This window comes from Vibrio sp. 1727, from assembly GCF_033344415.1.
Classification (GTDB): domain Bacteria; phylum Pseudomonadota; class Gammaproteobacteria; order Enterobacterales; family Vibrionaceae; genus Vibrio; species Vibrio alginolyticus.
Window position 1 is genome coordinate 291,367 of sequence record NZ_JAWPOT010000003.1, and the last position, 22,815, is coordinate 314,181.

At 46.2% G+C, this 22,815-nt stretch carries 21 protein-coding genes; 12 read left to right on the top strand and 9 right to left on the bottom strand.

Annotated elements, in window-relative coordinates:
- Window positions 1-14: 14 nt before the first annotated feature.
- Both R8O10_RS05675 and phnX read left to right on the top strand, forming a co-directional pair.
- Window positions 15-1,394 (top strand): aspartate aminotransferase family protein, encoded by a 1,380-nt coding sequence (locus tag R8O10_RS05675; protein WP_025610987.1) that lies wholly within the window; start codon window positions 15-17, stop codon window positions 1,392-1,394.
- 356 nt (window positions 1,395-1,750) lie between these two features.
- On the top strand, window positions 1,751-2,566 hold the full coding sequence (gene phnX, locus R8O10_RS05680; protein WP_042523361.1) for a phosphonoacetaldehyde hydrolase: 816 nt from the start codon (window positions 1,751-1,753) through the stop codon (window positions 2,564-2,566).
- 84 nt (window positions 2,567-2,650) lie between these two features.
- Here phnX and R8O10_RS05685 read toward each other — a convergent pair whose 3' ends face one another.
- Window positions 2,651-3,679: a LacI family DNA-binding transcriptional regulator gene (locus tag R8O10_RS05685; protein ID WP_318141990.1), complete on the bottom strand. Its 1,029-nt coding sequence runs from the start codon at window positions 3,677-3,679 to the stop codon at window positions 2,651-2,653.
- A gap of 247 nt (window positions 3,680-3,926) precedes the next feature.
- On the opposite strand from R8O10_RS05685, the gene R8O10_RS05690 reads away from it, so the two are divergent.
- The 3 genes from R8O10_RS05690 to R8O10_RS05700 are packed head-to-tail and all read left to right on the top strand — an operon-like array spanning window position 3,927 to window position 5,982.
- The gene (locus R8O10_RS05690; protein ID WP_318141991.1) at window positions 3,927-4,370 is read left to right on the top strand and encodes a PTS sugar transporter subunit IIA; all 444 of its coding nucleotides are present in this window, start codon (window positions 3,927-3,929) and stop codon (window positions 4,368-4,370) included.
- A gap of 58 nt (window positions 4,371-4,428) precedes the next feature.
- On the top strand, window positions 4,429-4,716 hold the full coding sequence (locus tag R8O10_RS05695; protein ID WP_005374080.1) for a PTS sugar transporter subunit IIB: 288 nt from the start codon (window positions 4,429-4,431) through the stop codon (window positions 4,714-4,716).
- 9 nt (window positions 4,717-4,725) lie between these two features.
- The gene (locus R8O10_RS05700) at window positions 4,726-5,982 is read left to right on the top strand and encodes a PTS ascorbate transporter subunit IIC (protein ID WP_318191191.1); all 1,257 of its coding nucleotides are present in this window, start codon (window positions 4,726-4,728) and stop codon (window positions 5,980-5,982) included.
- A gap of 214 nt (window positions 5,983-6,196) precedes the next feature.
- Here the strand turns inward: R8O10_RS05700 and R8O10_RS05705 are convergent, their stop codons facing one another.
- Entirely contained in the window at window positions 6,197-6,559 is a 363-nt protein-coding gene (locus R8O10_RS05705; RefSeq protein WP_318141992.1) for an ATPase, read from the bottom strand.
- Window positions 6,560-6,568: 9 nt separating this feature from the next.
- Complete coding sequence (locus tag R8O10_RS05710; protein WP_025768035.1) at window positions 6,569-8,599, bottom strand: S8 family serine peptidase; 2,031 nt, start codon at window positions 8,597-8,599, stop codon at window positions 6,569-6,571.
- A 466-nt stretch (window positions 8,600-9,065) separates the two neighbouring features.
- On the opposite strand from R8O10_RS05710, the gene R8O10_RS05715 reads away from it, so the two are divergent.
- Window positions 9,066-10,322 carry a type 2 secretion system lipase gene (locus R8O10_RS05715; protein WP_017819748.1) on the top strand — a complete coding sequence of 419 codons (1,257 nt, stop codon included), beginning with the start codon at window positions 9,066-9,068 and terminating at the stop codon, window positions 10,320-10,322.
- A 155-nt stretch (window positions 10,323-10,477) separates the two neighbouring features.
- Here R8O10_RS05715 and R8O10_RS05720 read toward each other — a convergent pair whose 3' ends face one another.
- Window positions 10,478-11,077, bottom strand: a complete 600-nt coding sequence (locus R8O10_RS05720) for a TetR/AcrR family transcriptional regulator (protein WP_054728629.1) — start codon at window positions 11,075-11,077, stop codon at window positions 10,478-10,480.
- A 111-nt stretch (window positions 11,078-11,188) separates the two neighbouring features.
- Here R8O10_RS05720 and R8O10_RS05725 point away from each other — a divergent pair, with 111 nt between their 5' ends.
- Window positions 11,189-11,731 carry a carboxymuconolactone decarboxylase family protein gene (locus R8O10_RS05725; protein ID WP_005374097.1) on the top strand — a complete coding sequence of 181 codons (543 nt, stop codon included), beginning with the start codon at window positions 11,189-11,191 and terminating at the stop codon, window positions 11,729-11,731.
- A gap of 96 nt (window positions 11,732-11,827) precedes the next feature.
- Here R8O10_RS05725 and R8O10_RS05730 read toward each other — a convergent pair whose 3' ends face one another.
- Genes R8O10_RS05730 through R8O10_RS05740 form a run of 3 tightly spaced genes read right to left on the bottom strand, consistent with a single transcriptional unit; the run spans window position 11,828 to window position 16,360 of the window.
- Window positions 11,828-13,204, bottom strand: a complete 1,377-nt coding sequence (locus R8O10_RS05730; protein ID WP_081048933.1) for an efflux transporter outer membrane subunit — start codon at window positions 13,202-13,204, stop codon at window positions 11,828-11,830.
- A gap of 14 nt (window positions 13,205-13,218) precedes the next feature.
- Window positions 13,219-15,183: a MacB family efflux pump subunit gene (locus tag R8O10_RS05735; protein ID WP_318191192.1), complete on the bottom strand. Its 1,965-nt coding sequence runs from the start codon at window positions 15,181-15,183 to the stop codon at window positions 13,219-13,221.
- 1 nt (window position 15,184) lies between these two features.
- A complete protein-coding gene (locus R8O10_RS05740) occupies window positions 15,185-16,360 on the bottom strand; it encodes an efflux RND transporter periplasmic adaptor subunit (RefSeq protein WP_213971496.1) in 1,176 nt (391 codons plus the stop codon).
- Between the two features lie 769 nt (window positions 16,361-17,129).
- Between R8O10_RS05740 and R8O10_RS05745 the strand changes: the two genes are divergently transcribed.
- The 4 genes from R8O10_RS05745 to R8O10_RS05760 all read left to right on the top strand — a co-directional run bounded on the left by R8O10_RS05745 (window position 17,130) and on the right by R8O10_RS05760 (window position 20,357).
- Entirely contained in the window at window positions 17,130-18,473 is a 1,344-nt protein-coding gene (locus R8O10_RS05745; RefSeq protein WP_005497916.1) for an OmpP1/FadL family transporter, read from the top strand.
- 78 nt (window positions 18,474-18,551) lie between these two features.
- Complete coding sequence (locus R8O10_RS05750) at window positions 18,552-19,271, top strand: carbonic anhydrase family protein (RefSeq protein ID WP_318191193.1); 720 nt, start codon at window positions 18,552-18,554, stop codon at window positions 19,269-19,271.
- 79 nt (window positions 19,272-19,350) lie between these two features.
- Window positions 19,351-19,902, top strand: a complete 552-nt coding sequence (locus R8O10_RS05755) for a YtfJ family protein (RefSeq protein ID WP_005480925.1) — start codon at window positions 19,351-19,353, stop codon at window positions 19,900-19,902.
- A gap of 20 nt (window positions 19,903-19,922) precedes the next feature.
- Window positions 19,923-20,357, top strand: a complete 435-nt coding sequence (locus R8O10_RS05760) for a hypothetical protein (protein ID WP_005480927.1) — start codon at window positions 19,923-19,925, stop codon at window positions 20,355-20,357.
- Window positions 20,358-20,436: 79 nt separating this feature from the next.
- Here R8O10_RS05760 and R8O10_RS05765 read toward each other — a convergent pair whose 3' ends face one another.
- A complete protein-coding gene (locus R8O10_RS05765; protein WP_020834877.1) occupies window positions 20,437-20,976 on the bottom strand; it encodes an NUDIX domain-containing protein in 540 nt (179 codons plus the stop codon).
- 51 nt (window positions 20,977-21,027) lie between these two features.
- Window positions 21,028-21,702: a pyrimidine 5'-nucleotidase gene (gene yjjG / locus R8O10_RS05770; RefSeq protein ID WP_005374109.1), complete on the bottom strand. Its 675-nt coding sequence runs from the start codon at window positions 21,700-21,702 to the stop codon at window positions 21,028-21,030.
- Window positions 21,703-21,840: 138 nt separating this feature from the next.
- Between yjjG and R8O10_RS05775 the strand changes: the two genes are divergently transcribed.
- A complete protein-coding gene (locus tag R8O10_RS05775; protein ID WP_005374110.1) occupies window positions 21,841-22,764 on the top strand; it encodes a LysR family transcriptional regulator in 924 nt (307 codons plus the stop codon).
- Window positions 22,765-22,815 lie beyond the last annotated feature (51 nt).

A 22,815-nucleotide genomic window follows, 5' to 3' on the forward strand; every position in this document is an offset into this window, starting at 1 on the left:
ATTGAGAAAGCGTTATGACTCAGAATATCAAACCGACCCATTTCCGCAGCGAAGGCGACGTCAACACAACACCAGCGCGCCAAGCTTGGAATGCATCGATGGACGACGAACGCACGCAAGCATTATTGAAGCGTGATTCGGAGGTCTTTCTTCATCAAGCCATGTCAACACCTTGCTTAGATACATTGGAAGCAGCAGAAGGTATCTACATCCAAGATGCTACCGGCAAAAAGTACATGGACTTCCATGGCAATAACGTCCACCAGTTGGGCTATGGTCATCCGCATGTGATTAAACGTGTGCAAGAGCAAATTGCCAAACTGCCGTTTTCACCACGTCGTTTTACCAACGAGACCGCGATTGAATGTGCCGAAAAGCTCACCCAAATCTGTGGCGGTGAATTGAACCGCGTGCTGTTTGCTCCGGGTGGCACATCTGCGGTTGGCATGGCACTTAAACTAGCGCGCCACATCACGGGCAACTACAAGGTGGTGTCTCTGTGGGATTCCTTCCACGGCGCATCGTTGGATGCCATCTCAGTAGGTGGTGAAGCGTGTTTCCGCCAAGGCATGGGACCCTTAATGGCAGGTGTTGAGCGCATTCCACCAGCCGTATCTTACCGTGGCGCTTTCCCAGTTGCCGACGGTAGCGATGTGCATTATGCCGACTACCTTGAATACGTGATTGAGAAGGAAGGCGGCGTGGGCGCGTTTATCGCAGAAGCAGTTCGTAATACCGATGTACAAGTGCCGAGCAAAGCCTACTGGAAACGCATCCGTGAAATCTGTGACAAACACAATGTCATGTTGATCATCGACGACATCCCGAATGGCATGGGTCGCAGCGGAGAATGGTTTACCTACCAAGCCTACGACATCGAGCCAGATATGCTCTGCATCGGTAAAGGCTTGGGTGGTGGCTTAGTGCCTATCGCAGCCATGGTCACCAAAGACAAGTACAACACCGCCGAGCAAATCTCAATGGGTCATTACACTCATGAGAAAAGCCCTATCGGTTGTGCTGCGGCACTGGCAACCATGGAAGCCATTGAGCAAGACGGCTTGCTAGATAAAGCCAAAGCTGACAGCCAGTTCATGCGTGAAAAGCTGCTAGAGATGAAAGCCAAATACCCAGTAATTGGTGATGTGCGTGGCATCGGCATGTTATGGGGCATTGAACTGGTCACTGACCACGAAAGCAAAGCACGCGCGTATGACGAAGCGGAAGCTGTGTTGTACCAATGCCTCAACAACGGCGTGAGCTTCAAGGTGTCGCAAGGCAATGTGATTCAACTCAGCCCACCGCTGATCATCACTCGCGAACAACTGACAGAAGCGTTGGCGATCTTCGAAGAAGCCATCGCCAAAGTGTGTAAAGACTTTAACTACATTTAGGTTTTGTTGACCTTTTGAGCTGATTTTTGCAGCAGTTTGTGGGTTCTTTATGCAAGGCAGAGGCTTTGAGTTGTAGTTGTTCTACCTGATAAGCCGATAACGCAGAAGAAAGGAACCACAAACGCTGCCCGAAGGGTTCGGCTAAAAGCGTTTTACTCTTTGTTGTGAGGTGTTGTGCTTAGAATGACTAGGCTACAAACCTCTCGCCGCGATTAAAACGCTTTTATCTCGAACAAAATTTAACCGCAAAAGGTCAACAAAACCTAGGGTCAATAGACCTCAACAAAAACCAATTTATCCAGAGCGCGGTTCCAATGTGTAGGCAGCGCTCTGGCAAGCAAGAAAAAGGATTGAACATGAGCAACTCACCAATTCAAGCAGTGATCTTTGACTGGGCTGGCACTATCGTCGATTTCGGCTCTTTTGCGCCAACCAGCATCTTTGTGGAAGCGTTCAAACAAGGCTTTGATTTTGAAATCGACCTTGAAGAAGCGCGTGAACCAATGGGGCTTGGTAAGTGGGATCACATCCAAGCTGTGGGTCGCATCCCTGCAGTTGATAAGCGTTGGAATGAGAAGTTTGGTCGCTCAATGACCAGTGAAGACATCGACGCTATCTACGCAGCATTTATGCCTCTGCAAAAAGCAAAAGTGGCTGACCACGCAGAGCCAATCCTCAATGCGATTGAAGTTGTGAACGGCCTGAAAGACAAAGGCATCAAGATCGGTTCTTGTTCTGGTTACCCTCGCGAAGTGATGGACGTATTGATTCCTGTGGCAGCAGATTACGGCTACAAACCGGATTACGTAGTAGCAACGGATGACCTGCCTCAAGGTGGTCGCCCAGCACCATTTATGGCACTGAAGAACGTGATTGAGCTGAATGTTACCGACGTTAATGCGTGTATCAAAGTGGATGACGCCGCACCGGGCATTGATGAAGGTCACAACGCCGGTATGTGGACCGTTGGCTTGCTGCTTTCTGGTAACGAAGCAGGTCTAACGTTTGAAGAATACCAAGCCGCGGACGAAGCAACGCTTGATGCCGCTCGTGAAAAAGCGCGTGCAAAATTGCTCAAGAGCTCGCCGCATTACCTCATCGACACCATTGCTGACTTCCCAGAAGTGGTTGCTGATATCGAACGTCGCCTAGCAGCAGGTGAGCGTCCGTAGTCGAGAATCACTGTTCTCACGTATAAAAAACCTCTCAGCATTGAGAGGTTTTTTGTATCGCGTTTTGTTTCTAACCAAATCAAATTAGTTGATCGCAGTACTCGCTCGGCGTTTTAGCTTAAAGCCCATGTCCGTTGCATGTTCTACAGGCTCACCTTTAATGGCTTGCAGTAACTTGTCTGCGGCTTTCGTCCCCATACGTTCGTAATCGAATTCCGCACAGGTCAAACTTGGGTAGGCGTGCTCACCCATAGAAGAGCCTTCTAAACAGATAATCGCAATGTCGGTCGGGACTTTCAGCACTCGGCGATGACACTCAAACAACGCGCCAATCGCAATCTCTTCATGGCTACACACCAAAGCATTCAAACTTGAATCACGCAATAAAAGCTTCGCCAACCCTTCCGCACCTAATTGTGAAGATGGTGCTTCGTGCGTGGTTAAAAAATGGTCCGGCGCAAGGTAGTTCTCAATCATCGCGCTTTGCCAGCCGTGTAGCTTACGTTGCAAAGTGGAGTGATCGCCGCGCGCACCAATGAAGCCCACGTTCTTGAAGCCTTGCTCAATCATATGCTTGGTACAGGCTTTACCCACCTCAAAATGGTCAACACCGATATTGAGATAACAGGCTTTCGAACTTAACTCAGCAATTTCCAATACTAGTGTGTTCGAGGCTTCCAAAAGCTGATTAGTACGTTGGCTGTGTTCATTACCAAACAACACCACTCCGGCTGGACGGCTCTCAAGAAATGTCGAAAGCAGTTTCTCTTCTTGTTCTACCGAGTAATCACTGTAGCCAAGCAGCAACTGATAACCCGCTTTGTTCAACGCTTGTTGAAAGCTCGGTAAGAAAAGCGCGCACGCTTTTTCAAACAGGGAAGGAATGATAAGAGCGATGGAGTAACTTTCAGCGGACGCCAAAGCCCCTGCCGCTTTATTCGGGATATAGCCAAGCTCATCAACTACTTGTTGAATCTTTTCTCTCAGCTTGTCAGATACTAGCTCGGGCGTTCGTAATGCTCGCGACACCGTCATGGTGCCTACGCCGGCTTTTTTAGCGACGTCCGCCAAGGTGACATTGCCAGTACTTCTTCGTTTGCGAGGTTCGCTCATTGTTCTTATTTAGTGTTCTCTATTTTCTGCCGCGACATCTTACCACAGCGTTTTAGTGGTTTTGATATTAGCGCATTAGAAGTCGATCACAAGCATATGAAACTCGGATGACTGATAAAATGGTAGCGCTATCACAATTTATGATAGCGCTATCAGATAGCGCTACCATTTGTGATCATTCTCAGGTTTTTCTGACAAATTGATCGATAAAGTACCCATCAACAAAACAACAAACCGGAAAGATCCAATGCTACGTGAACTGATTACCTCTGATGTGATTCGCATCCATTCTGATGCCACTGACTGGAAAGATGCGGTGAGCAAATCCTGTGAAGCACTGATTGAAAATGGCGCGATTGAGCCAAGCTACGTGGACGCTATTTACCGCTCCCACGAAGAGCTTGGTCCTTACTACGTGGTAGGTCCTAGTATGGCAATGCCACACGCTCGCCCTGAAGATGGCGTTAACCGTTTGTCTCTTGCTATCACGGTGATTCAAAACGGCGTGAACTTCGATTCTGAAGGTAACGACCCAGTGAAAATGCTGGTTACGCTAGCCGCGACAGACAGTAACTCGCACGTGGATGCGATTTCTAAACTGGCTGAGTTGTTTATGAATGAAGAGCATGTAGAAGCCATCTGCTCCGCTCAAAACACACAAGATGTTCTTGCGATCATCGAAAAATACTAACTCCTGATGTGCCCTTCAAAATGGGCATACACCCCTATAAAAAGAAAAGGTCTGAATTATGAAAATTATGGTTGTTTGCGGTCACGGTCTTGGTACTAGCCTAATGATGGAAATGAGCATCAAAGGCATCGTGAAAGAATTGAATGTAAACGCAGAAGTGGATCATATCGATCTAGGTTCTGCAAAAGGTACGGATTGTGACATCTTCATCGGTACTAACGACATCGTTGAGCAGTTGAACGCACTGGGCGTTGAACCACGCATCGTTGCGCTTGATAACATGGTCGACAAAGTGGCAATGAAAGAGCGTCTATCTGTGGCACTTCAAGAGCTTGGCGCTCTATAAGGTGGCGTTATGGAATTTTTCAGTTTCTTAATGAACGATGTCCTATCAGAGCCAGCGGTTCTGGTAGGTCTCATCGCCCTAATCGGCTTAATTGCTCAGAAAAAACCGGTCACCGAGTGCATTAAAGGTACAGTAAAAACCATTCTTGGTTTCATCGTGCTTGGCGCGGGTGCGGGTCTGGTTGTGACTTCTCTGGGTGACTTTGCGACGATTTTCCAACACGCATTTGGCATCACAGGCGTGGTTCCAAACAACGAAGCTATCGTCTCTATCGCGCAAGAAGCGTTTGGTAAAGAGATGGCGATGATCATGTTCTTCGGTATGTTAGTGAACATCTTGACCGCTCGCTTCACGCCATGGAAATTCATCTTCCTAACGGGTCACCACACACTATTTATGTCGATGATGGTAGCAGCAATCCTTGCTTCTAGCGGCATGAAAGGCGTTCCACTGATTGCGCTTGGCTCTCTAGTTGTGGGCTCTGTGATGGTGTTCTTCCCTGCGATTGCTCACAAGTACATGAAGCAAGTTACAGGTTCTGACGACGTTGCTATTGGTCACTTCTCTACCCTTTCTTACGTACTAGCGGGCTTTATTGGCAGCAAGTTCGGTAACAAAGAACACTCTACTGAAGAGATGAACGTACCTAAGAGCTTGTTGTTCCTACGTGATACGCCAGTGGCAATCTCGTTCACCATGGGCATCATCTTTATGGTGACGTGTATCTTCGCTGGCGGTGACTTTGTACGCGAAGTCAGCGGTGGTAAGCACTGGTTCATGTTCGCGCTGATGCAATCCATCACATTCGCCGGTGGTGTATACGTTATCCTTCAAGGTGTACGTATGGTTATCGCAGAAATCGTTCCAGCGTTTAAAGGTATCTCAGACAAACTAGTGCCAAACGCGAAACCTGCGCTTGATTGTCCGGTTGTATTCCCATACGCACCAAACGCAGTATTGGTTGGCTTCCTATCGAGCTTTGCGGCGGGTCTTTTGGGCATGTTCCTACTTTACGTGATGGGACTTACTGTGATTATCCCTGGTGTCGTTCCACACTTCTTTGTAGGTGCAGCGGCAGGTGTATTTGGTAACGCTACAGGTGGTCGTCGCGGTGCAATCTTGGGTGCTTTTGCACAAGGTCTATTGATTACCTTCCTACCAGTATTCCTAATGCCAGTACTTGGTGACCTAGGCTTTGCTAACACGACCTTTAGTGACGCAGACTTCGGCGCCGTTGGTATCCTACTGGGTCTGATTGTTCGCTAAGTAGTCTGAATATGACTAGCTGATAACTGACTTGATTGATGCGCGAATAGGCTCATCGGCATCAATCTTCAAGAATCTCTAGTCATAGCAAACGACGAACTTTAGAAGAAACCAGTCATAAAAAATAATCATAGAAAACAATCGTAGAAAGAAAACAAACGCCCCTTACGTGAGGGGCGCTTTTCTTTTTGGCACTATCTTAAGGAGGTTTGGCTTATTGAAGCGTAGTTCCGTTAGATAGCAGCTTCCTTGTCGGCTCTTGCTCGGTGTATTCGACCGCATCGTGAGCGGCGAGCTTATCGACTTCCGCCTGTTCACCCACCACAATCAACACATGTTGTTTCACCAGAGCGTCGACTACTTCAATGTTGTGCTGACGAAGAAGCGCTCTCACTTCGCTCTCTTTTCCTTCATGATACTTAATAAAGTAACGTTCAGGTTGCTGCTCGGCTTGATCTTGGCGTTCATCCACGAGAGGAAATCCTTGATTGTTTGCCAAGCTGCTTGAGCTCAGTCCGATTGCCAATAGTGCGGTAGCGCCTACCACAGACAAAGAAAGTAAGGTCAACTTCTTCATAGTCACTCCTTATTGAAAGGTCAGAGTCCAACTGTTGATGGTGCCTGTGTCTCTTCTGGCACTGTCCACCGCTTTTAGTTCCCATGTACCTTGCGATTCAAAACCAGAAAAATCCGCTTGGAACGTGTTTTTTATATCGTTAGCGCTGCCGCCAGTATTATTGTGAAGTACAACTTCTCCACCAGTCGGTGACGTTAAAGTCACTCGTAGATCACCGATGTAAGTGTGGCTAATATCAACGTCAATACTTACTGTGCCTGAATCACCAGAGCGATCGACTTCTACTGCACTGATTGCGCCAGAAGATTTATTATCTGGAATCGCAACAGGGCTGGTATTTGAGAAGCTAGAGTCCGAAGAGCTACCACCATCAGGTCCATTACAGCCAGCGTCCAAGAACAGCTTCGCCGCTTCAGCATTAACTAGGCCGTGGCCCGTACGGTTGTCTCGACCAGCAACATCAATATCTGTTGCAGTTTTCACTAGGGCATTACGTACTTGCGCTGCGGTACAGGTTGGGTGGTAACTCCACACCAAGCCAGCTACGCCCGTTACGTGCGGTGTCGCCATTGATGTACCATTGTAGTACTCGTAATCTTCACCAGAGGTTGTTGCAACAGTAATTTCCTGACCAACATACCCCAACAGCTCTTGACCAAATGCACGATCAACCGTTACCGAAACCATACGATAAGCGTTGTTTGTGTCTACCAAGAAAGGGTTTTGTAAACCAGGTAGTTCAGAGTTGCTGTATACGATTGCAGCTCGCGCACCCGCATTGTAACAAGCCTGAACCGCATCTACTTCAGGGTAGTTTCCTGAAGACTGGTTGCCGATACGCTCAGTCAAACAAATTTTGCCCGACATATCACCACAGTTAAAGTTACCGCCAGAGACATCACAGCTATCTAGCGTTGCCGTTACTGAACCCGCGATTGGATCCGGAACATACGAAGAACCGTTATTGATCAAACGATTGTGAGGAACAATCCCACGATCAAACTGACTGACACCATTCAAGGTAATATCAGAAAGTTTACCTTCACCTACCGTAACCGTTGATAAGATCGCCACACCCGGGCCTGAGATCTCAACTTGATTAGTAGATTGTGAGAACGCTGCATGATCATTTTGATTATCAACAGCCGCAACAGACATCACTGAGTCATAAGAAGCTGGATAGCTGTGCGCTGTATTGCCATCATTACCCGCAGCGGCGATCAATAGAACGCCTTGATCGTAAATATTTTGCAGTGCATTTTGCTCAGTTCGGCTTGATTGACTACCACCAAGGCTCATGTTCACAACGTTAGCACCATTATCGGCACAGGTCTGGATAGCTTTAACAAGCCCAGATGAGTAACCCCAGCCCGATTCGTTAAATACTTTCACGATGTGCAAATTAACATTCTGGTTTGGCATCACACCCTTTACACCTTCGGTGTTGGCAATCGCAGCAATCGTACCCGCGACGTGAGTACCGTGGGCATTGTTGTTACCCGGATCACTCCATGATCCCGTACCACTATCGTTAGTACCAGCAACGCGGTTACCGCTTAGGTCGTTGTGCGAAATGTCGTACCCTGAATCGATAATACATACAGTGCGATTACCCGCATTGAAGTCAGCTAGCAGTTGAGCATTAACCGCTTCATATCCCCATGGGGTCGTTTCGCTGAGCAAATAGCGAGGTGGATCGACTTCCACGTATTCCACATCACTACGATTGCGAAGCGGCTCTAAGTCATCGCCATCCAATTCAACGCTGTAAATGGCGCGATTGCCTAGTTTTTCCACCTTACGTGCCTTCACCTGTTCTAGAACAGACTCCTGCGCGATTCGTGGCCCCCAGAATGAGTTACCACCCATTGAAGAACGGCTGACTGCATCTTCTTTGAATTTGACGATGTACTTCGTCGGTAACTTAGATTCATCAAATCCCATTGGTGGAGCCGCAAACGCTGACATCGAAGTGGTCAGTGCTATTGCTACGGCAGACAACGAAAATAAGCCTTGTTTTTTACTTGTTGTGTAGTGCATTTGCCCTATTCCTTATTTGAGCTAATTTTTATTCACTATATTCTCATGAAAAGTCATCATCATGATGTTTGCATGAGAGCTTCAGCTATAGTTTACAGAGCAAAAATGCCAAACAATTTGTTTCATGAATATACAAATTTGTACAAAAGATCATTCAATAAACACTTTAAGTTAACATTAAAAATCACCGACAAAACCTTATAAAGCAATTACTTAATTAACAAAAAGTGAATGTTAAATTAATGTTAGTGAGTAATTATTCTAAATATCACCCATTTAATCGATTGCTATGCTGAATGGATTTTTTGACCGTGGTGCCAAAACTGAAATATTGAATATTTAGTTGTTGACTGTCTTGAGCATTTACTCAGAATTAGAAGGTTTAGTGAGAAAAATTCTCATCTAAATACTGTTATAGCCGAGCGTATTCACGCATTCGGAACAATAACCATTACAAGAAGAGTGAATGATGAAAAAAACAATCACACTATTAACTGCATTACTTCCGCTTGCCTCCGCCATTGCAGAGGAGCCAACTTTATCACCAGCAATGGTTTCTGCGGCTGAAGTGGTTAGCGCGCAAGAAAATCAAACTTATACGTACGTTCGATGCTGGTATCGTACGAGCCACTCTAAGGACGATGCGGCTACCGATTGGAAATGGGCAAAAAACCAAGATGGTAGTGACTTCACTATCGATGGCTATTGGTGGAGCTCTGTTTCATTTAAAAACATGTTCTACACCAATACCTCACAAAACGTAATTCGTCAGCGTTGTGAAGAAACACTAGATCTAGCGAACGAGAACGCAGACATTACATTTTTTGCTGCTGACAATCGTTATTCTTATAACCACACGATCTGGAGCAATGATGCTGCAATGCAACCAGATCAGATAAACAAAGTAGTGGCTTTAGGCGATAGCTTGTCTGATACAGGCAACATCTTTAACGCGTCCCAATGGCGCTTTCCTAACCCGAATAGCTGGTTCTTGGGTCACTTCTCAAACGGTTTTGTTTGGACGGAATACGTTGCTAAAGCCAAAAACTTACCGCTATACAACTGGGCAGTTGGTGGCGCAGCAGGTGAAAACCAATACATCGCGCTAACTGGTGTCGGCGAACAAGTTTCTTCTTACTTAACCTACACAAAGCTGGCGAAGAACTACAACCCTGCTAACACATTGTTTACGTTAGAGTTTGGTTTAAATGATTTCATGAACTACAACCGTAGCGTGCCGGAAGTAAAAGCGGATTACGCTGAAGCTCTGATTCGTTTAACAGACGCTGGCGCTAAGAACTTCATGTTGATGACACTGCCTGATGCAACCAAAGCACCACAGTTCAAATACTCAACACAGGAAGAAATTGAAACGATTCGTGCGAAAGTATTGAAAATGAACGAGTTCATCAAAGCACAAGCGATGTACTACAAAGCCCAAGGCTACAACATCGCATTGTTTGATACACACGCACTGTTTGAGAAGTTAACCTCGGCACCAGAAGAACACGGTTTCGTAAATGCAAGCGACCCTTGCTTAGACATCAACCGTTCATCCTCTGTTGACTACATGTACACTCACTCATTACGTTCTGAATGTGCAGCATCTGGCGCAGATAAGTTCGTGTTCTGGGATGTGACTCACCCAACCACAGCAACGCATCGTTATGTGGCTGAAAAAATGTTAGAAAGCAGCAATAACTTAGAAGAGTTTCGCTTTTAATAAGCCGTTGTTGTTCATTGCAAGTTAATCTGCATAAAAATGACCACGATGCTTCGTGGTCATTTTTTATCGATATCGACCCCCGATAACGGGTTTATTTGAGCTCGCTTAGTTCAAGCCGTTGATTTAGAGACGTTGACTTTGAGCAGCCTCATTCAGCTTTCTGTTTTTGATACGTTACCGCGGAAGCTGTCCACCATAATAGAGATCAACGTCTTTAAGGTTACATCATCACTACGGTATGAGTAGGCTCGTATACCCGTAAACTGAACCTGGAACAACTGAGCAAGAAGCAATGTATCCTGAGCTTCAATTTCGCCATTCTCGATTGCTCGCTCAAACAGCTTTGCAAGAAAAGATTCAAATTGGTTTGCTAAGCTGTTTGTTTGATTGCGCAGCGCATTAAAATCCTCAGCAAATTCACTTGCTGATTTGACTAACATGCACACTTCACTGGGATTGGAGTCTCGCTGATTGATAACCACATCAATCGCGAAAGCTTCTATTGCATCTAGAACCGTTGTGTTCTGAGCTAAATGCAACTCAAACAGGGCTTGTAAGTTCGCAACGTACATTTTTAGCGCTTCACAATATAGCCCCTCTTTTGACCCAAACGTCGCATAAATACTTCCAGGACGCAGATTAACGCTATCTTGTAAATCACGTGTAGATGTTGCATGAAAACCTTTCTTCCAGAATAGATCCGAGGCGGCTTTCACCACTTCATCACGTTGGAATTTCTTTGTATTCGCCATGAGCAATTATCAATTTTGAACATATGCTCAATTTTATATTGAGCGACCGCTCAAAATCAACTATCCTGTTCTTGCCTAATTCGCTCATATCCAACTACAGGAGATTTAAACATGGCAGAATTTAAACTGTATACCGCAGAAAACGCACCCGAAGGATCAAAGCATCTGATTGAAAATTCAGTCAAAGCGTTTGGCATGCTACCAAATCTTCATGCTGTTATGGCTGAAGCGCCAACCTTGCTTGAGGGTTATCAAGTTGTGCATGAGCTCTTTCAACAAACATCATTTAACGCAGAAGAATTGACCGTCGTATGGCAAACCATCAACGTTGAACATGGTTGTCACTACTGCGTTCCTGCTCATAGTGCGATCGCGGCGTCAATGAAAGTGGATCAGGAGATTGTCGATGCTCTCGTCAACCAAACACCATTGGCAGACGAAAAACTTGAAACACTACGAGAAACAACGCTTCAAATGGTGCGTCAACGTGGTGTAGTGGAAGAGTCTCAGATAGAGAAATTCTTTGCGGCAGGTTACGGACAGCAGCAACTGCTTGAAATTGTTCTTGGTCTAGCGCAAAAAGTGATGAGTAACTACACCAATCACCTAGCTGACACCCCGGTTGATGCACCTTTCAAGAAGTTCGCCAAGTAACTTAAGCTTTTATTACTGGTCCCATTCATGGGACCAGTAATACCTTCAAAAAAGGCTTTGTTGCATGGCGCTTCGCTAGTGTGAGCTGACACCTAATTACAACGGCGCAACGTCGGCTCCTCCTAAAGACTGGTAAAGCGTAACCTGAGTGAGAAACTGGTTGTAGCGGTTCTCCAACAAAGAAGCTTGTGCGTTTCTGGTGTCTTCTTGGGCATTCAAATAGTCCATGATCGATGTCGAGCCATACTGATACCGCGCGGCATATATGGACTCAGCGGCACTTGCGGCATCATATTGTTCTTGTAAACGCGCCGCCTGATACTTCAATTTCTCGCGTGCCGACAAGGCATTTTCGACATCTTGGAATGCGGCGTACAACACTTGGCGATAACTTACAATAGCCGATTGATAGTCTAAATCGGCAATGGCTTGGCTATTTTTCATCTCATTCCACTGCAAAAACGGCAACGTCATATCTGCACCTAAACTGCCGATCGGGTTGGAAAGCAGGTCTTTGAGCGCTTGTGACGATCCACCCAAAGCCCCAGTGAGCGTCAGCTTAGGCAAGTAGTCCAAATCTGCTGCGTCTTTATTTGCTAGCGCGGCTTTGACTTCATAAATCGCTGCTTTAATGTCGGGTCTGCGGATCAATAAATCAGACGGAGCACCAACACTCAACGATGGCATATCGCCTTCAGGCAGCATTTGGATGTTTGCACTGATGCTCTTCGGCGGTTGATTGAACAAAATCGCAAAGGCGTTGTTTGCCTCAAGTAAACTCTGTTCAAACTCACTTTGCTGCGCTTGTAAGCTTGCCAACGTACGTTTGGCTTCAAGCACATCTAACTGATCCACAGCGCCAAGTTGGTACTGTTTTTCAATCAATTGTAGCGTTTGAGCTGCGTCTTCCACATTACGCTGACTGAGGTTTAAGCGCTGTTTCAGATAGCCAATTTGCCAATATAACGATGCCGTCGTTGCCACCAAACTTTGTGCGGTCGCCTCGCGATCTTGTTGACTTGCCATCGCCGTCCACTTGGCTTGGTCAACGTCCGCCGAGATTTTTCCCCACAAATCCAACTCGTAATTGACGGACAAGTTAGTGCTGTAGCTATCTGCCGATTCCCCGCCATCAAGAGATTTTTGAACTTGTCCTGATGTGGAAGAACTCAACGTAGGGAAAAGGTCATCTTGCGCTAAACCCAGCTGTAAACGCGCTTTCTTTAGCGTTAGCGTTGCCAGCGTCAAATCGTTGTTTTGAGCCAACACCTGAGTAATGTATTGATTAAGCGTTGGGTCGTTAAACGCCAACCACCAAGGATCCATACTGACATCACCCGCAACATGCATCTGTTGCCAATTTGCAGGCACTTGCACCTCAGGAGCTTGATAGTCGCTACGCATAAGCGAACCACAACCTGACAACCACACTGCGCTTAAGGCAGCCGCGACCAATCGAGTTTTGAATTTCATTGTGTTACTCATTTTTAGTCTCTCGCTAGCGCTTCTATCGGATCGAGTTTGGCGGCATTGCGAGCGGGTAAAAAGCCGAAAGCGATGCCAATCAACGTTGAGCAAATAAACGCCCAGATGATCGAGTTCATTGAGTAAATCATTTGGAAGCTGCTGCCAGATGTACTGAATGCAAAACCAATCAAAAACGCCAAGCCAATACCAGCAATGCCACCACACAAACACACCAGTACCGCTTCAATCAAAAACTGACGCAAAATATCCGCTTGCCGCGCACCCACAGCCATTCGCACACCGATCTCTTTCGTGCGCTCTGTCACCGACACCAACATAATGTTCATTACGCCAATTCCGCCGACAATTAGGGAGATCACCGCAATCGCTGAGATCAGTAACGTCATGGTTGCGGTGGTTTTCTCGATGCTCTGACGAATGGTGTCAGTGTTAATCGTGAAGAAATCTTCTGTACCGTGGCGCATTTTTAACAAGTTGATGATGCTCTGCTCTACCGCCGCACTTGGGGCGTTCTCATCAATCCGTACAGTAATGCCGTTGAGGTAGCGTTGTCCCATCATGCGTCCCGACATAGTGGTGTATGGCACCCAAATTTTCAGCGCGTCGCTGTTACCAAACGCGTCTTCTTTTTTCTGCGTGACACCCACAATACGCACTGGCAATGAACCAAGAAAAATCACTTCACCAATCGGATTTCTATCCGCAAACATTTCCTTTCTGGTGTTGTCATCAATCACTGCTTCTTGGGCGAGTGAGTTCACGCTCTCTTCATCCCAAAACTGACCTTTGGCAATCTCATAACCGCGCACACGGAAATAATCTTCCCCAACCCCTTCCACAGACGCGGTTGCATCCTGATTGGCGTAACGCACGGTTAAGCTGTTGGATAAAGACGGCGTGACACTGTCGACAAAAGGTAGACTCTCCAACGATTTAGCATCGTCGGCGGTTAGCGTTTTCACTCGTCCGGAGCGGCGGTCACCAAACCCTTTGCCCGGCCTGACATCAATGGTGTTTGTTCCCATGGATGAAATATTCGACAAAATTTGCTGTTGTGAACCATTACCTAGTGCCACCACGGAAACCACCGAGGCTATACCAATAATGATGCCGAGCATGGTCAAAAACGTGCGCATTCTGTGGCTAGACATCGCCAGCAGCGCCATTTTTAGCGCGTCAATAAAACTGTCCCACTTCCACCACTTACTGGCGGCTTGCGCTGGGCGATGAAAAGATGCGCTCGGTGTCTTTGCTGCTTGCTCATTGATTACAACTTGTGCATTTGGCGTATCTGCAATGATTTCACCATCTTTGATTTCAATGATGCGATCCGCAAAGTTCGCCACGTTCATATCATGAGTCACTAAGATGATAGTATGCCCAAGTTGATGCAACTCTTTAAGCAGTGCCATCATCTCTTGCCCACTGTGACTGTCTAATGCGCCAGTGGGCTCATCAGCGAGAATCACCTCACCACCGTTCATCAGTGCACGAGCAACACTCACGCGCTGTTGCTGGCCACCACTCAGTTGGCTGGGCTTGTGGGTCAAACGATCTTCCAGCCCCAAGCGAGCCAATAGTGACTGCGCTCGATCCGTTCTTTGACGATGAGGAACTCCCGCGTAAACCGCCGGTACTTCCACGTTTGCCACCGCGGTTAAATCCCCCAGCAGATGGTAACGCTGGAATATAAAGCCAAAATACTCGCGGCGCAGTTCCGCCAGTTGATCAGATTCCAACGTCGAGACATCTTGCCCATTAATGAAGTATCGACCGCTGGACGATTTATCCAAGCAGCCGAGCACATTCATCAGCGTCGATTTACCTGAACCTGATGCTCCCACGATCGCGACCATTTCACCGCGTTTTATCTCTAAATTAATGTGGTTCAACACAGTAAGCGATTCGTCGCCAGAGACAAATCGTCGAGTTAAATCCTCAACTTTTAAAAGCACGTCACTCATCTTAGAACCTCATTGGAGGTCGACGACGATCACCTCGGCTTGATGATTCTCCATCCATAGCATTGCCAAGAACAACTTGGTCGCCCTCCTTCAAACCTGAGAGAATTTCTGCGTTCACTTTGTTGTTAATACCCACTGTCACGGGCTTTTGCACCACTTGGCCCTGTTCAAGCACTGGCACGGTATAGTTGCCTTTGCCGCCAGATTTTTGCAGCACTTGTGAAGGGACAATCAAGGTATTTTCCGATTGCTCAAGGACAATCGAAACTTGCGCAGTCATGCCGATGCGCAAAATACCTTGCGGGTTCTTCACATCAAATACAGCGTTGTAGTAAATGGCGTCGCTATCTGAAATGCTCAAATCGCTGTCATCGCCATCCATGATGGTTGGCCCCGGCTCAATGGCGCGCAGTGTGCCTTTAAACTGCTGATTCGGTTTGCCTAAAATGGTGAACAGCGCCATTTGGCCTGGGTGAACAAAAATCACATCGGCTTCCGAAATTTCGGCTTTCACCGTCATCGTATCTAGCTTGGCTAACTCGATAATAGTTGGCGTGGTTTGATTGGCGTTTACGGTTTGTCCTTCTTCCACCGCGGTGTAGACCACCGTGCCATCCATCGGTGCGTTGATGGTGGTGTAACCGAGATCTAACTGCGCATTGTCGACGTTGATTTTGGCTTTCTCGATTTCGGCATCCAGTTGCGCTAACTCGGCTTTGTAGATGGCGAGCGTCGCTTCGGCATTCTCGTAATCAGCTCGTGAGCTCGCTTTCGCTGCCAACATGCCTTTTTGGCGCACGTATTCATAGTTTGCTTGTTTAATCTGCGCTTGCTTAGCCTGGTACTGAGCGTTGAGACTATTAAGAGACGCTTGGGCTTCTTTGAGGCTGTTTTGCTGAGTCAGGCTGTCAATCTGTGCAATCAAGTCCCCCTGTTTTATCTCATCCCCTAAGTTCACAGCGAGGCGTTGAATTTGCCCAGATACTTGCGCACCTACATTCACCAATTTGGACGCTTGCAACATGCCGTTAGCTAATACCGCCTTTTCGATATTGCCTTTGCGAACGACTTCTGTCGCGTAAGGAGAAATGGGTTCTGGACGTTGCAGATAATGATAACCACCAGCACCAATAGCAAGTAGGCCACACAAAACGAGCCATTTTTTATTGAGTTTCATAGCAGGAGTGAAGTAAATAATCGTTTTGATTTTATACTGCTATTTGTCTTAGCCGTACAGGGTACGAGACGTAAAGATAGGTAAATTAACGTCAAGAAACTGAATGAATAACTTCACTAACGTGAAAAATCAGAGATATTATAGTCACTTCAAAACTTTATCATTCAATACATATAACAAAGACCATTTTTAATATATAAATTCAAGTTATAAGTATTATAAACAAAACTTTTAAATACTAACAAACCAGTAAAATCCAAAATTATTCAACATTCCATTAATTTAAATTTCATGATGGCCATTTTGATGATTGAATTTAAAGAGGAGTTAAGTGACAAGTTAAATAAAAAATACCCACATAACACAGGTAAGACCGAGAGGGGTGTGTCATGTGGGTTTAAAACGATAGTTCTCTTGCTGATTCGAACTACCAACGTTGGGATGCAATGGAAATACAAATGACTCAGAGTTTCCATCACGGACACTTTATCGCTGGATTTCCCTCTATTTGTTAGGGAACAGTCAGCACAATAAAAATAGAGAAGTAATACCGCAAAAATAAAAATAGAGGTCCAGGGTTTAATTTACACTTAAATAACTACTATGTTCACGCCATGAAGCATTAATAAATTCAACAATAAATATTTATTAAGTTAAATTTACTTATTGTCAGCACACTGTTAGTTTTACTCTTAAATACACTGGTCAGGTTTGTTTATTTTACTAATTTTAGTTGCAATACAACTTCTAATTAATTCATGAGAAAAACATGCAGCGACAATTAACTCTTTCACCGATTTATTTATTAATCGGGTTAGCCTCCTCGACGGCGTATGCCGGTGGTTTTCAAATTAACGAACATTCTGCGACGGGTCTTGGTCGTGCTTTTGCTGGTGATGCCGTCATTGGTGATAATGCATCTGTAGTCAGCCGCAACGCCGCAGCGATGACGCTGTTTAAACAAAATGCCTTATCGTTCGGTGTCACTTACGTCAAACCTGACGTTACCGTTAAAAATGCGCAATATCATCGAGCTAACATTAATGCAGATGTCAATGTTGGTATGGGCGGTTTTCCTCCGTCCCCTCAAGTTGACATTACCCCGTCCTTCTCTCAAACCGTGACCGACATTGATGACGTCGATGGCGTTGGTCAACCAGCCGTTGTACCCAATTTTTACTTTATTCATCCTATCAACGACGACTGGTATCTAGGCTTATCGGCATATTCCAACTTCGGAACCGACATGGAGTTTAAACCAAACTATGGCGCACCTGTTTTTGGCGGTGTCACCAGCGTAGCGAGTGTCAACCTTGGCGCAAGCTTGGCATACAAGGTGAACGATCGTTTTAGTATCGGTGGTGGTATTGATGTGATTTACGGCTCTGGTGAGCTGTACCGCGATATGGACGTGGGTGTTTGCGTTGGTGGGAACATACTTGGAAACGAACTAGAACAACGCTGTGGATCCGTAAAAGGCAACGCACTTGATGTGGAAGCTGGCGGCATTGGGCTTGGCGCGAACATTGGCATGATGTACGAGTTTAACGAACGTCATCGCTTAGGTTTAAGCTACAAGCACAGCCCTAACATAGATGCCAAGGGCGACATCCACTTTGCTGGCGAATCGTACGACTCGCTTGCTATGCCGCTACCGGATATTGCGGAGTTTTCCGGTTATCACCGCGTCTTACCTAAATTTGCCCTGCACTATTCTGTGCAGTGGATTGGTTGGTCAGCATTTGACAGCTTGAAAGCTGATGATCAGTTGCTAAAAGATTTTCAGTGGCAAGACTCCGCGCACTACTCCATCGGTGCGACTTGGTACGCCAATGAACGTTGGACACTTCGCACGGGTTACATGTTCGACAAAACACCTGTCGATGAGCTGACTTCGCTTTCTATTCCAGATTCGAACCGTCACTGGTTATCTGCGGGGGCCTCTTACCAATGGTCATCAGATACCACGGTTGACATCGGCATGACGTACTTGATTGGTGAAGATGTCAACGTAGAAGAGTACGCGTATGAAGGTGTTCCTGCACCGATGGTGACGGGCGTGACCCATTCAAATGCGTTCCTAATTGGTGCCCAACTCAGCCACCGTTTCTAATTTGTCAGGCAGTGATCAAACCTCTAGGTCATTGCCTTGTAACAACGCTTATCGAAGCGACCGAACAGAGACATTATTATGAACAAAACACTACTTGCTTTTTCACTCTCACTTCTCACTCTAAGCGCGGCTCAGGCTTCGGAATGGGGCTATGGCAATGACAAACACGGGCCAGAACACTGGGGAGAAATCGCCAAAGACTGCGCAACCACGAAAAACCAAAGCCCAATCAACATCGACAACCCAGCCGATGCAAAACTGGAAGCACTGAACCTTTCGTACACTGGTCAGGTCATTGGTTTAACCAACAATGGTCATACGCTGCAAGCGCAAGTGAACGGACGTAACAGCTTCACCATCGATGGCGAGACGTTCGAGCTGCAACAGTTCCATTTCCACACACCTTCAGAAAACCAAATCAAAGGCCGCCAATATTCACTTGAAGCGCACTTTGTGCACGCCAACGCAGACGGCGAGTTGGCGGTAATTTCGGTGATGTTTGATGCTGGCGATCAAAACGCAGCACTGTCTAAACTGTTCAACGCAATCCCACAAGAGAATCAAACCACTTTCTTTAAAGATACGTTTGAGATTAACGACTTACTGCCAAAAACTGCAAACTACTATCGATTTAACGGCTCTTTAACCACACCGCCATGTTCAGAAGGTGTGCGCTGGTTTGTGCTTAAAGACACTCAAACCTTATCCAAAGATCAAGCCGCGAAACTGATGGAAGTCATGGGACAAAACAATCGTCCGCTGCAACCGCTAAATGCGCGCGTTGTACTTTCTAACTAAACGCCACATCCGATAAGGGGCATCGTATTTGCCCCTTATTTTGATTCGCTCTAACCTCACTTCGTTACAGGAACCCCCAATGAAAACTCCATCTGTTCTGTCACTCTTACTCGCACTCGCCCCGACATTCGCCTTCTCTCATAACCTTTCTGTCGGTCAAACCACCCCCTCCGTCAGCATTGATACCTATGGCGAAATGACGCTGCAAGGAGACGATGTGGCTTATCAACCTTGGGCAACTCAGCAGATGTTAGGCAAAGTCCGTGTGATACAAGCCATTGCAGGTCGTAGTAAAGCCAAAGAGATGAACGCGCCGCTGATGTCAGCAATCACTGCCGCTCACTTTCCTGAAGATCAGTATCAGACCACAACCGTGATCAACCAAGAAGACGCCATTTGGGGAACCGGTACATTTGTTAAATCGTCGGCAGAGGACAGCAAAAAGACATTCTCTTGGTCTTCCATGGTGTTAGACAAAAATGGCGTATTAGCAACAACTTGGGATCTACAGCAAGAAAGTTCTGCGATTATCGTACAAAATAAACAAGGCGAAATTTTATTCGTGAAAGAAGGGGCTTTAACTCAAGACGAAGTCACACACGTCATCGAACTGATTAAACAGAATATCTAAACCTAAGGTAAGGAAAAGCTATGAAACTGTTCAACACCATCGCACTCTGTCTTTTAGCGGCTGTAGCCTCTTTCCAATCGGTTGCAGGAGACAACGATTGGGATAAGATTGCAGATAAGACCGTCAGTTTTAAATCGGAAACCGACACAGTCAATCCACTGTCACCATTTGCTAACGCTCGTTTCAGCCACATAAAAATCAAATGTACGCAAGGTACGGTCGATCTGAAAAGCGTTAAAGTAATCATGAAAGATGGTCAGGAAAAGACGTTCGACAGTTTAGGTGTTCTGACTAAAGGCATGTCATCAAGAAGTTTAAGCCTACCAACAAAAGATAACGCGAAATTAGACAAGATCGAGTTGAACTATGAATCGGTTGGCAGCACAGCGCTGCAAGTCGCGGGGGTGACCAAAAAAGCGCAAGTGGAAATCTTAGGTAAGAAAATCGACGAGTAAGCGATGGCTCAACGAACTCACCCAAACTAAAAACAGCGGCACTAGGCCGCTGTTTTCATTAAAAAATCGTCATGGATAACTAAATGAATTTCTTCAGCTTCGCCAAACCATAAGCGGCGATGGTGACACAATCTTTGATTGTGCCGTCGATCATCATCTGTTCGAACTCCTCAACAGAAAAAGCGCGAGTGATCAAATCCTCTTCTTCACTGTCGAGTTGATTGCCCACGTCCGTTAAATCACTGGCGAAGTAGACGTGACATGTCTGATTCAAAAAGCCGTATGCGATAAACTGCGCGCCGACATACGCCATAGCGCTCGCCTGCATGCCCGTTTCTTCACGCAGCTCACCTTTGGCAAGCTCAAGATGATCCGCATCTGGGTTTGATTCCCACGCCCCTTGTGGGATCTCCCAACAACGTTGACCTACGGTGTAACGGTACTGCTGAACCAAGTGAATCATCCCGTTATCGATAGCCAGAATCGCAGCACAATCAGGTTTGTCGACCACACCATAGATGCCCTCTGCGCCGCTCGGACGTAAAATTTTGTCCTCACGCACCGTCATCCACTTATTCTGGTAAACGACTTTGCTGTCTAGCTGTTTGATGTCTGACATGATTATTCCTTGATTTTTCTGAGGGTTACTGCGGAATAATACCCGATTCGGTTACGCCACCAAAATGTTCTTTAGTTCACTCAAAGACTCAACGGTGTAATTTGGTGCGATACGCTCATCGACGCTTGCGCCTGTGGTATTTAACCAGCAAGTTTCAATACCAAAATTATTACCACCCAGAATATCGGAATGCAGGTTGTCACCCACCATCAGTACGCGCGTTTTGCATGGGTTGCCCATTTGCTGCATCGCGTATTCAAAAATACCTAAGTCCGGTTTTGCTACGCCCACTTGTTCAGAGATCACCACTTTATCGAAGTACTCAGTCATCCCTGTGCGCTCAAGGCGAATTGCTTGCAACTCTGTAAAACCGTTGGTGATGATGCCCATTTTGGCTTTGCCTTGCAGCGCTTCCATCAGCTCTTTTGCACCTGGCAACAAGCTGCAAATATCGGCCATTGCTTCTAAAAATGCGCTATTGAGATCTGCTGTTGTGGTATTCAGCTTCTCAGCCCACTCGGTAAAACGCTTATGTTTTAGCTCATCTGCCGTTACTTTGCCGTCTTGGTAATCCACCCAAAGCGGTTTGTTTACGGTTTGGTAATGAGCAAAATCTTGTTCAGTAAAATCTACGCCTTTGCGAGAAAACATAAGCTGCAAACCTTTGAAAGCATCAAAGTGGAATAAGGTTTCGTCAGCGTCAAACAGGATCCAATCGTACTTCATTTTCTTCTTCCCAAAATCAAGGTCGTAATACTGGTGCATAGTCTAGATTGTTTTCTTCTTGAAGATAATCTCTATAATTGGAAATTAATTGTATCCTTGTGCTCAACAATAAATGCTTCACGATAATAGGAGATTGATGTGAACGCGATTGCCTCCCTGCCCGTTTTTGTTGCTGTTGTCGAATGCGGCAGCTTTTCCCTTGCGGCCAAACAGCTGAATCTGACGAAATCGGCGATCAGCAAACGCATCAACCAACTAGAAGACGATTTGGGCATTCGTCTCCTTAACCGAACTACGCGTAAGCTGAGCCTGACCGAAGCGGGAGAACGCTATTTTGAGTACGCTTCTCAAGCGCTCAATCTGGCCCAGCAAGGCGTAGACGCGGTATCGGAACTGCAAGGCTCTCCACAAGGTCGGCTCAAAATTACCGTGCCGATGTCTTTCGGTGTGCTGCATATCGCGCCTTTGATCAGCGAGTTTCTCGCTCGTTACCCGAAAATTGAAGTGGATTTAAACCTCGAAGACAAAATGGTCGATTTGGTTAAAGACGGTTTTGATTTGGGGATCCGTATTGGTGAACTCACCTCTTCCAATCTAATCGCAAAACGTCTCGCCCCTTGTAAAAGTGTGCTTTGTGCCTCACCAGATTACTTAGAGGAGTTTGGAACACCACAAAAACCAAGTGATTTAGTCGGTCACAACTGCCTGCGCTACTCCTATTTCCGTGGCGGCGTCGAATGGATGTTCATCAACAACGGCAGCGAATACAAGGTACTTCCAAAAGGAAACTTTATCGTCAATAACAGCGAAGCCATTCGCCAGTTGCTGTTAAGAGGTTCGGGCATTGCGCAACTGCCAACATTTATTGCAGGAAGAGACTTTGCCGCAGGAAATCTAAAACCGGTGATGGAAGAGTACTCTCTACCAGAACACGCCATTTATGCAGTGTTCCCTGAGCGCAAGCACATGCCGTTGAAAGTAAGGGCCTTTATCGATTTTATCAGCGAAAAACTCGGCACAGATTTACCTTACTGGGATCGTTACAACAGCCCAGAAAAATAACCATATTGATGATAAGTGAGTGAGATTTCACTACTGACATGTTCTGACATT

Coding starts and splice junctions, on each gene's coding strand:
- R8O10_RS05675 (WP_025610987.1), top strand. CDS start 15: ATGACTCAGAATATCAAACCGACCCATTTCCGCAGCGAAGGCGACGTC.
- phnX (WP_042523361.1), top strand. CDS start 1,751: ATGAGCAACTCACCAATTCAAGCAGTGATCTTTGACTGGGCTGGCACT.
- R8O10_RS05685 (WP_318141990.1), bottom strand. CDS start 3,679: ATGAGCGAACCTCGCAAACGAAGAAGTACTGGCAATGTCACCTTGGCG.
- R8O10_RS05690 (WP_318141991.1), top strand. CDS start 3,927: ATGCTACGTGAACTGATTACCTCTGATGTGATTCGCATCCATTCTGAT.
- R8O10_RS05695 (WP_005374080.1), top strand. CDS start 4,429: ATGAAAATTATGGTTGTTTGCGGTCACGGTCTTGGTACTAGCCTAATG.
- R8O10_RS05700 (WP_318191191.1), top strand. CDS start 4,726: ATGGAATTTTTCAGTTTCTTAATGAACGATGTCCTATCAGAGCCAGCG.
- R8O10_RS05705 (WP_318141992.1), bottom strand. CDS start 6,559: ATGAAGAAGTTGACCTTACTTTCTTTGTCTGTGGTAGGCGCTACCGCA.
- R8O10_RS05710 (WP_025768035.1), bottom strand. CDS start 8,599: ATGCACTACACAACAAGTAAAAAACAAGGCTTATTTTCGTTGTCTGCC.
- R8O10_RS05715 (WP_017819748.1), top strand. CDS start 9,066: ATGATGAAAAAAACAATCACACTATTAACTGCATTACTTCCGCTTGCC.
- R8O10_RS05720 (WP_054728629.1), bottom strand. CDS start 11,077: ATGGCGAATACAAAGAAATTCCAACGTGATGAAGTGGTGAAAGCCGCC.
- R8O10_RS05725 (WP_005374097.1), top strand. CDS start 11,189: ATGGCAGAATTTAAACTGTATACCGCAGAAAACGCACCCGAAGGATCA.
- R8O10_RS05730 (WP_081048933.1), bottom strand. CDS start 13,204: ATGAAATTCAAAACTCGATTGGTCGCGGCTGCCTTAAGCGCAGTGTGG.
- R8O10_RS05735 (WP_318191192.1), bottom strand. CDS start 15,183: ATGAGTGACGTGCTTTTAAAAGTTGAGGATTTAACTCGACGATTTGTC.
- R8O10_RS05740 (WP_213971496.1), bottom strand. CDS start 16,360: ATGAAACTCAATAAAAAATGGCTCGTTTTGTGTGGCCTACTTGCTATT.
- R8O10_RS05745 (WP_005497916.1), top strand. CDS start 17,130: ATGCAGCGACAATTAACTCTTTCACCGATTTATTTATTAATCGGGTTA.
- R8O10_RS05750 (WP_318191193.1), top strand. CDS start 18,552: ATGAACAAAACACTACTTGCTTTTTCACTCTCACTTCTCACTCTAAGC.
- R8O10_RS05755 (WP_005480925.1), top strand. CDS start 19,351: ATGAAAACTCCATCTGTTCTGTCACTCTTACTCGCACTCGCCCCGACA.
- R8O10_RS05760 (WP_005480927.1), top strand. CDS start 19,923: ATGAAACTGTTCAACACCATCGCACTCTGTCTTTTAGCGGCTGTAGCC.
- R8O10_RS05765 (WP_020834877.1), bottom strand. CDS start 20,976: ATGTCAGACATCAAACAGCTAGACAGCAAAGTCGTTTACCAGAATAAG.
- yjjG (WP_005374109.1), bottom strand. CDS start 21,702: ATGAAGTACGATTGGATCCTGTTTGACGCTGACGAAACCTTATTCCAC.